This is a genomic window from Thermovirga lienii (genome assembly GCF_036847465.1).
Classification (GTDB): Bacteria; Synergistota; Synergistia; order Synergistales; family Thermovirgaceae; genus Thermovirga; species Thermovirga lienii.
The window spans coordinates 1-8,516 of the sequence record NZ_DAITZW010000048.1 but is presented as its reverse complement, the minus strand read 5'-3'; the positions used below and the strand labels follow the sequence as shown (position 1 = coordinate 8,516).

Here is an 8,516-nt window from a genome sequence, read left to right as displayed (position 1 = left end):
CCTATTACCAGACCAAGTATCAGGAGGTGCAAAAGCACCAGCATAAGAGAGCGCTGGTATTGACTGCCCGCAAATTTGTTAGGCTGGTCTTTGCGCTGCTGAGCAAAGGCCAAATTTACAAAGGGACGGTGAGGAGTTAATTTTGTTATTAAAACTTATTTGACCTCTTTTGTGCCAATTTTTTCCATGATAATTGGCTAGGGATATTATTGTCTTTTTTTGCCCCAATAATTTTATTTTCCAGTTTTAGGGTATTGACATATTACCGTGAGTCTTTAGAGTGGGTTCATCAAACTCTAGGTTTTCCTCTCTTTTAACCGTCGCAACTATATCCTCGGCCATAAGGATCTCGTCCAGGTCTTTGCGTCTTATGTCCAGGATCATCTTGCAGATCAGCATGACTATGCAAAGGAGGGCACTCACAGGAACAGACATGAGCCACCAGTACATGCTAGTGTTAAGAGCCGTCGAAAGCTGCGCTTTGCCTCCCTCTGCCATTTTGAAACCGTAGACCACAAGGATATAGAGGAAAAACAAGATGAAGGCATTTGAGATGAATATTATCCCCTTGGCCAAAAGCCTCGGCAGCTTCTTTACGAACATGGTTACACCTACGTGCTCATGCCGCCAGATGCAAGGCGCAACGGCAAGGAGGGCCATCCAGATCATCATGTACCTTGAAAATTCCTCAGTCCAACTCAAGGGAGAGACAAACACGTAACGGAACAAAACCCCCAAAAGAACGGTGAAGGTCATGATAACCGAGAGGATCAAAAGGGGAACCTCAAGGGCCTTCTCCAAGGCGTTACCTATTGTCTCTGCAGCTTTGAATATGGACATATTATTCTTTTTGGGCATTTCTCATTTTTTCTAGGGAAAAGTAGGGCGTACGCCCTACTTTTCCTCCTTCACTATCTCACTGATGGAGTCCAGATACTTGTTGGCAAGTTCCACACCTTCGTCTCCATAAGTGCTCTTGATGAACTCCATAGCCGCTTTCCTTCCTATCTCCCTGAACTGCTCAAGAGCCTCAGGAGTAGGAGTATAAATCTCCATTCCTGCGGCCTGAAGGGCTGGCAGTCCCTTATCAGAGGCCTCTATTATCCTGTTAAGGCCTCTACCAGCAACGATCGCAGTCATGGCCGCACCGTCCACTATGGATTTTTCCTTGTCCGTAAGCCCCTCATAGAAATCTTTGTTCATGACCCAACAGTAGGTGCTGTAGAGGTGGTTGGTAAGTGTAAGATATTTCTGCACTTCATAGAGTTTCCCTGTGAGTATTATGGGTATGGGGTTGTGCTGTCCGTCTACCACACCGGTCTGGAGCGCCGTATAGACTTCCGCCCAGGCAACAGGTGTTGCGGCAGCTCCATAAGCCTTCATCAGGTTCTGGTGAGAAGGCAAGGTCATGGTCCTCATCTTCAATCCCTTCATGTCATCAACGGTCTTTATGGGACGCTTGCTGTTGGTCAGCTGGAAGAATCCTCCCGCCTCTCCAAAGCCCAAAACCTTGAATCCCGCCTTTTTCTCTATGTCTGAAGCTAGGTACTGACCGAAGGGGCCATCAAAGAGCTTCCAAGCCACATTGTAATCGGGAATGGCAAAGGGTATATCCAAGACGCTGTACAGGGGATAGAAGGAGGCCATTCCCCCTGCAGAGGCTATGTAGCTCTGCACGACTCCTACCTTGACCTGTTCCATGGTCTCCCGTTCGTTTCCAAGTTGCCCTGCAGGATAAATCTCCACCTTAAGTTCTCCGTTGCTCTGCGCCTCAACCATGCTCTTGAAAACAGCGGACATCGCAGCTGTTGCTACTTCAAAAGGCTGCTGCGGGTTCAAGTGAGACAATTTAATGGTCTTGGCCGCAAAGGCTCCGCTTGTTCCCACCATTATCATCACTGCAACCAATAACGCTACCCCAAACTTTCTCATACCTTATCCCTCCTCTTTTTCTCTACTGATCATCTTGACTCTCCTAACCTCTTTTGCTCTCCCACTTCCACCTCCCCGCATGTGGGGTATTAAAGGTTGTCCAGCACTCCTGTCATCTCGTTGAAGGCCTTTATCTTTTCATCGATGAGAGGAGCCATTTTATGCACAGAGCCCCAGTAATTTTCCGCGTCATACCACTGGGCATTGAGCTCCTCGATATCCTTTCCTTGCTGTTCTATCCACGTATAGTACTTCAGGTTATGAATAGCTTTCTTGTCGTAATAAGTAAGCTCCTTCATCCAATCCACCGAAAGACCCATTATGTGTTTTTCAAAGTCGACGGCGGCCTGAACCTTGGTATAAGGGCCGAACTCTTCCTCTAGCTCCTTGATCCTGGAGCGGTACAGCTCCATACTGTCCGTGAAGACCGTAAGGATTATGTCCTTCTCCGTTAGTTCATAGTATTTGGCCATCTTGATGGCCATTATCACGTTGGCTGCACTTGATATGCCCATCAGGTGGAGCTTTTCCACAACTTCATCAGGAACTCCCTGTTCCTTCAAGAACTCCTTTCCTATAGGTTCGTTGAACAGCCTGATCATGGCCATGCTGTCGGCATCGTCCACTGCTATCACCATGTCGGTGTTCTTGACGTTGTGTATCCAAGGAACGTGTTTGTCCCCTATACCCTCTATACGATGAGCTCCAAAACCGTTCATAAGGAGCGTGGGGCACTGAAGAGCTTCGCCAACGGCTATTTTGCTCCCTGGGTAGACGTCCTTCATGTAGTCACCGCACCCCAGTGTTCCTGCTGAACCAGACGTCAAGGTCACGCCGAAGAACTTATCCTGAGGCCCTGCGACCTCCTTTACGACCTCTTCCATGGCGTGTCCCGTAACCTCATAGTGCCACAGGTGGTTGCCCAGCTCCTCGAACTGATTAAATATAACTACGTTGTCCCTCGTTCTGCGGAGCTCCCACGTCTTGTCGAATATCTCCTTTACGTTGCTTTCGCTGCCAGGAGTGGCTATAACTTCCCCCGCCACGCTTTTCAGCCATTCAAAGCGCTCTTTGCTCATTCCTTCAGGAAGTATGGCTATGGATTCACAGCCTAAAAGCTGAGCGTTGTAAGCTCCTCCCCTACAGTAGTTTCCAGTGGAAGGCCACACAGCTTTCTGTGTCGTGGGGTCGAACTGACCGGTCACGAGACGGGGAACCAAACAGCCAAAGGTAGCTCCAACCTTGTGTGCTCCCGTGGGGAACCACTTGCCGACTAAGGCTATTATCCTGGCCTTCACGCCCGTGAGCTCTGAAGGAAGCTCCAAGAAGTTGACTCCGTCGTACAGCCCCCCCTTGCTTTTGGGTTCGTTCTTCCAGGTTATCCTGAAAAGGTTGAGTGGGTTCACATCCCAAAGACCTACATCCTTCAGCTTTTCTTTGATTTTCTGAGGGATCTTTTCTGGATCCTTCATCTGTTCAAAAGTCGGTATTACAATGCCTCGTTCCTTTGCCCTTTCAACCGTCCTACGCAGCTGTTTTTCGTTAACAGTTAGGTCTATCAACTTACCCACTCCTTCCAAAATGTTCGTATCTACGAAGCCCTACAGCTCCCAACCACCGTAAAGCGGGAAGGCTCTGCACAGCTCCAAAACTTCCTCTCTTACTTTCTTCAGGTTTGCCTCATCGTCTGGAGCAGATGCAACTCTGTCCATCAGGTCGGCCAGGATCACCATCTCGCTGGGACCAAAGCCTCTACTGGTCACCGCTGGAGTTCCCACCCTGATGCCGCTTGTAATAAAGGGGCTTCGGGTCTCAAAGGGTATGGTGTTTTTGTTGACGGTTATCCCCGCCTTGTCCAAGGCTATTTCAAAATCCTTCCCTGTGATACCTCTATCAGTCAGATCCAGAAGCATCAGGTGGTTGTCCGTCCCCCCTGAAACCAGCCTGAAGCCTTTTTTAGACAGGGCATCAGCAAAAGCCTTGGCGTTTTCTACTATTTTCCTCTGATACTCCTTGAACTCGGGCTGCAGTGCTTCCTGGAAAGCCACCGCCTTGGCCGCTATTACATGCATCAGCGGTCCTCCCTGCATGCCGGGGAATATGGTCTTGTCAATAGCCTTGGCGTACTCCTCTTTGCACATGACCATACCGCCTCTGGGTCCCCGCAGGGTCTTGTGGGTCGTGGTGGTGACAAAGTCACACCACGGTATAGGATCTTTATGAAGGTCGGCAGCCACCAGACCGGCAATGTGGGCTATGTCGAACATTAGGTAAGCTCCCACCTTGTCCGCTATCTCGCGGAACTTTTCTGCGTCTATCTCCCTTGGGTAAGCACTGGCTCCGCACACTATCATCCTGGGCTTGTGCTCCAAGGCCAGGCGCTCTACCTCGTCGAAATCTATGGTCTCCGTCTCCCTTGAGACTCCGTAAGGCACCACGTTGTAAAGCTGCCCCGAGAAGTTGACCGGACTTCCGTGGGTCAGGTGCCCTCCGTGGGACAAGTTCATAGCTAAAATGGTGTCACCGGGCTTCAAGACCGAGAAGTAAACGGCCATGTTCGCCTGAGATCCCGAGTGAGGCTGGACGTTCACGTGATCGCAGCCGAAAAGCTTCTTGGCCCTATCCCGAGCCAGGTCCTCTGCCTGATCCACAAATTCGCATCCGCCGTAATACCTCTTCGCCGGATAGCCTTCAGCGTACTTATTGGTTAACACAGACCCCATTGCAGCCAACACAGCAGGGGATACCACGTTCTCGGAAGCTATGAGCTCTATGCCCTCCCTTTCTCTCTTGAGTTCCGCCTCTATCACGGAGGCTATCGCTGGATCGACCTTCCTCAAGTATTCAAAAGACCCCACAAACATTTCCATCACTCCCTCATATTACGTTTCTCTCTTTCAATGCCTTCTCTAACCCCAGAAGACAAGGCTCAGTAACTATAGGTTGCCCCACTGCCCTGCGGGCACCCTCTATGTCCTTGAGCCCGTTGCCTGTCACCACTAACGCGACCCTTGCATCCTTGGGAAGCTTACCTTCCCGCGCGGCCTTTCGGAATCCCGCAAAAGCAGTAACGCCAGCAGGTTCCCCAAAGACCCCCGTTGTCCTGGCCAGTTCCGGTATGGCTGAAAGAATCTCATCATCCGATACCGCCAGCATATCACCTCCGCTGCTTCGAACACCGTTAAGAGCCTTGGCCCAGTTTCGCGGTGCCCCAACGGAGATACTGTCCGCGACGGTGGATGCCGGGCTAAATTCCACCCTCGGGGCCCCTTCTTTGAATGCCTTGTATATTGGGCTTGCGCCCTCCGCCTGAACTCCCACTATATGAGGCACTCGCTCCGTTAACCCAAGCTTCACCAAATCAGAAAACCCCTTATACAACCCGCTTATTATGCAACCATCTCCGACAGATACGAAAACAAAATCTGGCGCATCCCAATTCAGCTGCTCCGCTATCTCCATGGCACAGGTCTTTTTTCCTTCAACTAGGTAAGGGTTTATCGCACAATTACGATTATACCAGCCCCAGCGCTCTATTGCCTCGGTGGCCAGGTCAAAAGCTTTCTCGTATGTCCCCTTTACCAAAACCACACATGCACCGTACACCAGAAGCTGGGTGATTTTGGCCACCGGAGCGCTTTCGGGAACGAAGATAATGCTTTTAAGACCTGAGACTGCAGCAAATCCTGAAAGGGAACTTGCTGCGTTGCCAGTAGAAGCGCAAGCTATGACATCCCTTCCGTAATCCAGAGCCTTTGCAACGCCAACAGCGCTGGCACGGTCCTTCAGAGAGCCCGTAGGGTTGCGACCGTCGTCTTTCACGTAAACTTCTTTTACACCGTAAGTTCTGGCAAGCTTTTGGGAGCTGTAAAGGGGTGTCCAACCTGCCGCAAGAGGAGGAATGTTTTCGTCTTTCTCGACGGGCAGAACAGCCTTGTACCTCCAAAGAGAAAAATCATCGTTTTCTCTAAGCTTTTCTTTCGTTATCTCCTTTGCCGCCTTCTCGTAATCGTACAGCACGTGAAAAGTCCCATCCAAGCCGCAGTCAGGGCACGTATAAAGGTTCTCTTCCGGCTCATATTCTTTTCCGCAAATGGCACATTTTAGCAATTGAGGTTTTGCCACTTTATTTCACCTCTTTCGCCAAGAGGGCACCGCGGGATATACCGAAATATCCCTCGCAAGCCTTCTGGAGATGCTCTATCTCTATGTATTCATCATCCACGTGGGCAAGGGTCTCCAAGGACCCGCCAAAACCAACGGTTGGAATGTTAGCCTTTCCGGCGTAGTAGCTTCCGTTGGTACAGAAGTAGTAATGGGATATTTGGGGGTGTTGTCCTACGGATCGAAGCCCTTCAAGGGCAGCAACCACGAAGGGGTGATCCTCAGGGAATATCCAGCCGGGGGCGAACCGTTCAGCTATTATGGGCTCTCCGGTATAGCACCTATCCTCCCCTACGGCCAGACTGACCTTATACCTAAACTGAGGGTCATCTCTTTCGACTACTGAAAGGAGATCTTTTACCTGCTTTAGTACTTCATCCTTGTCTTCACCTTCCAGCAATCTTCTGTCAAAGGTGCACCTACAACAGTCAGGCACCACACTGGCCCCCGGATAGGGATACGAAATGATGTCCGTTACTTCAAGAATTCCCTCCCCCAACACAGGGTGTCTTTTAGGCATGAATCCATCCTCTATGGCGAGAAGGGCTTTGGTCATCTTCTTTATGGCGTTTATCCCCACGGAGGGATTTGAGGAATGGGCGTTCTTGCCGTAGGTCTCAAGGACCACCTCGGCTCGGCCCCTTTGCCCTCGCTTCAGAGTCAAGCCAGAGGGTTCACCTATAACGACGCAATCAGGCCTGCTTATCTTTGCTATCTCCTCCGACGCCACACCTTCGAAGCACTCCTCATGCACACATCCTGCAACGGTTATCTCCCCATCCAGCTCTCCTGCAAGGTCCTCCTTGACAAAAGCCGCAGCCAAAACCATGGCGGAAAGGTTGCCCTTCATGTCCGTTGAACCTCTCCCGTAAATTTTGCCGTCCTTTATCTGGGCACCGTAGGGATCCACACTCCACTTGGACATGTCAGATATTCCCACGTGGTCCATGTGCCCCTCGAACAGTATCTTTCTCCCACCCTTGCCCAATACGACGGTACCTATCACGTTGCCGTACCTGTCAAACTCCACCTTGTCGTATCCCAGGCTTTCCATTTCCTGGGCTATCCGCTGGGCAACTCCCTTCTCCTCTCCAGAAAGGCTGGGGATCCTTATCAAATCCTGGCAAAACTTTATTAGCCTTTCTCTTCTGCTTTCACTCAACACTAGACTTTCCCCTCCTATTCAGGGCCCCTCATTATAGCCCGTTTTCTGTGGAAAGAATCTGCTCTGCTATGCCGTAATATCCCATGCACCCCAGATACATTTCCTCTATTTCAATATACTCGTCACTCACGTGAGCCAGGCTTTCCCTTGACGGACCGAAAACTATGGTGGGTATGGAAGCAACTCCTCCGTAGTAGCACCCGTTGGTCCCAAAGCCTGCCCCCTCGGCCAGCCGCGGTGGTAGCCCCGCCCTCGACAGGCCTTTCAGGCAGCTTTTAACGAAAGGATGATCCTCGGACAAAAGCCAGGCTGGCGCAAAGTGTTCTCCAGATATGGCAGCACCTGTATAGCACTGGTATTCCGAAGAAGAGATCCATGCTCTTGCGTTTAAAGAAGGGATATGTTTTGCCGCTTCCTCCAGGAGGCGCTCCACTTGAAGCAGAACGCTGGAACGAGTCTCTCCAGGCAAAAGCCTTCTATCGAAGATCGCCCTGCATACATCTGGCACTATGCCCGTTGCGTTTTCCGGATATGAAACCAGGCTGGTCAGTTCCATGATGCCCTCGCCGAGAAATGGGTCTTTGGCAGGCTTGAAGTTGTCCTTGATGAAGCTCACAAGACGCGCCATGAGCACTGCTGCGTTCACACCATAATCTGGCCTGGCAGAATGAGCCTGTTTTCCTGAGACCTCTACGACTATCTCGGCTCTGCCTCGCTGCCCTCGTTCCAGGGCAAGACCCGACGCCTCACCGGTCACAACGAAGTCTGGGACACATTTTTCTGCTACAAGCATGGAGGAAACGCCTTCAAATTTTTCCTGACAAACTGTGGCTGAAACCACCAACCGCCCACAAAGATCCTTAAGACGGTCTTCCTTCAAGAACGAGGCGGCACACATCATCGCCGCAAGGGCACCCTTCTGGTCCGTAGCGCCCCTACCGTAAATTTTGCCGTCCTCCAAGAATCCTCCAAAGGGATAGTGATTCCATTGAAAGGGATTTCCTACGTCTACGTGGTCCAGCTGAGCCTCAAAGAGAAGACATGGGCCCTTGCCGAAATCCATGGTTCCTATTACGCTGCCGTAAAAATCAACCTGGACCTCATCAAAACCCATGCTCTGCATGGCATCTCTTACGAAGGCCGCAAGGAGCCGCTCCTGGCCCGAAAGGCTTGGGATGCGCACCAGGTTACTACAAAGCTTCACTAGCTCCTCTTTTCGGCCTGAGGTTAGCATAGTTAGTTCTCCTGACTTTTA

The 8,516-nt window shown here is 50.9% G+C and carries 7 protein-coding genes and 1 pseudogene; 1 reads left to right on the top strand and 7 read right to left on the bottom strand.

Annotated features, from left to right (window positions below; all coding sequences use genetic code 11):
* Nucleotides 1-140, top strand: a pseudogene (locus V7Z69_RS09105) (IS110 family transposase); the annotation flags it as partial.
* Nucleotides 141-246: 106 nt separating this feature from the next.
* On the opposite strand, the gene V7Z69_RS09100 reads toward V7Z69_RS09105, so the two are convergent.
* The 7 genes from V7Z69_RS09100 to V7Z69_RS09070 form a co-directional block, all read right to left on the bottom strand.
* Nucleotides 247-858, bottom strand: a complete 612-nt coding sequence (locus V7Z69_RS09100; RefSeq protein WP_334139682.1) for a TRAP transporter small permease — start codon at nt 856-858, stop codon at nt 247-249.
* A gap of 36 nt (nt 859-894) precedes the next feature.
* Complete coding sequence (locus tag V7Z69_RS09095) at nt 895-1,932, bottom strand: TRAP transporter substrate-binding protein (RefSeq protein WP_014163861.1); 1,038 nt, start codon at nt 1,930-1,932, stop codon at nt 895-897.
* Between the two features lie 89 nt (nt 1,933-2,021).
* Nucleotides 2,022-3,494 carry a pyridoxal-phosphate dependent enzyme gene (locus tag V7Z69_RS09090; RefSeq protein ID WP_014163862.1) on the bottom strand — a complete coding sequence of 491 codons (1,473 nt, stop codon included), beginning with the start codon at nt 3,492-3,494 and terminating at the stop codon, nt 2,022-2,024.
* A 39-nt stretch (nt 3,495-3,533) separates the two neighbouring features.
* The gene (locus tag V7Z69_RS09085; protein WP_014163863.1) at nt 3,534-4,796 is read right to left on the bottom strand and encodes a serine hydroxymethyltransferase; all 1,263 of its coding nucleotides are present in this window, start codon (nt 4,794-4,796) and stop codon (nt 3,534-3,536) included.
* A gap of 13 nt (nt 4,797-4,809) precedes the next feature.
* Nucleotides 4,810-6,057 carry a threonine synthase gene (locus V7Z69_RS09080; protein WP_334139681.1) on the bottom strand — a complete coding sequence of 416 codons (1,248 nt, stop codon included), beginning with the start codon at nt 6,055-6,057 and terminating at the stop codon, nt 4,810-4,812.
* Nucleotide 6,058: 1 nt separating this feature from the next.
* A complete protein-coding gene (locus V7Z69_RS09075) occupies nt 6,059-7,261 on the bottom strand; it encodes a YgeY family selenium metabolism-linked hydrolase (RefSeq protein WP_334139680.1) in 1,203 nt (400 codons plus the stop codon).
* Nucleotides 7,262-7,292: 31 nt separating this feature from the next.
* Nucleotides 7,293-8,495 (bottom strand): YgeY family selenium metabolism-linked hydrolase, encoded by a 1,203-nt coding sequence (locus V7Z69_RS09070; protein ID WP_334139679.1) that lies wholly within the window; start codon nt 8,493-8,495, stop codon nt 7,293-7,295.
* Between the last annotated feature and the right edge of the window lie 21 nt (nt 8,496-8,516).